This is a genomic window from Roseateles sp. P5_E11, from assembly GCF_054049355.1.
Map to the genome: position 1 here is coordinate 1 of NZ_JBFUMO010001029.1, position 1,132 is coordinate 1,132.

At 64.2% G+C, this 1,132-nt stretch carries 1 protein-coding gene; it reads right to left on the bottom strand.

Annotated elements, in window-relative coordinates; all coding sequences use genetic code 11:
• A partial coding sequence (locus ACXJKR_RS33140) for a hypothetical protein (RefSeq protein WP_457326473.1) occupies window positions 1-996 on the bottom strand: 996 nt, incomplete at its 3' end.
• Between the last annotated feature and the right edge of the window lie 136 nt (window positions 997-1,132).

The window sequence follows — 1,132 nt, forward strand, 5'->3', positions numbered from 1 at the left end:
TCGCAGACCAATGCGTGGCCACCAGTCCTGGCGATCGAACATCCGCATGGTGAAGCCATGCAGGCCATGGACCTCACTTCCCGCCTCCAAGGCGAGTTGGGGCAGACACCTCGACGCAGTTTCGGGTGTAAGACGTGAATAGTGCCCATTGACTCCGCACAAGGTCCGGAGCTCGCCGCGCGTGGTGGATCCAAAGAAGTCCTCATCCACCTCGTCGACCTGCCAGCGTGCGCCAAGCCGCTCGGTGATGAACTGCCGACGCAGCCAGTCGTCCACTTTCGGTGCATTGAGTCGCCCCATCGATTCCACGACAACGACGAGCACGCTGCCCTGCGGGTGCTCTTGCATCCATGCAAGGATGGCGCGGTAGGCCTTGGGATTGGGCAAGGGCTCCATCGGTCGAGCCGCGAGCGCATGAGTAACCCGCCAACTGGCATAGACGTTCCAGCCGGCGCTCCCGGCCAGGTTGATGCTTGAGCGTGCCCGATCCGCACCGAATCCGAAGAGCTGAGAACTGCCGTTCAGGGCGTCTGCGCCATAAAGCAAGGGCGCGGCGGCCAGCAGCAGCCAGGGCGCTTGACGCCCCCGGGCCGCCAGCCACGCCAGCAGGCTGATTGACACCGCGAGTCCAGCCAGGCCCGCGATGAGGGGCCAGGAAAGAATCTGCCGCACCTCCACCAGGCCGGCAAATTGAAAACTCGCCAGGAGTTCCGCCGGGGTGGCGAAGTGATAGGCCAGTGATGCGGATCGCAGCAGATCCAGTCCGAGCGCAACCACCAGGACCGGCAACCCTACTTGCCAGCGCCAGCACAGCAGCGCAGCCGCCAGGACCAGGTCAAGATTGAAGACCGGCCGCTGCAACGCAAAACCGGTGCCAGCGAGCCAGAACGGCATTTGGGGCAGGACCAGCATGCCCATGACCCACAGGAAGGCGCGTGGCGAGCGCAACGCTTGCGACCACGCGCTGCGTCGATCTCCAAAAAGAAGGCGCGTCATTCGCGCGAATGCGCGCACTGCAGCCCGCTCAATTGATAGAAGCCCTGAACCTGGGCGCGCAACGCCTGTTCGACAGCAGCACAGTCGTGCACAGGGTGTGCCAGCAAGGCCAGACCGGGCACGCGCAGGTCGTAAG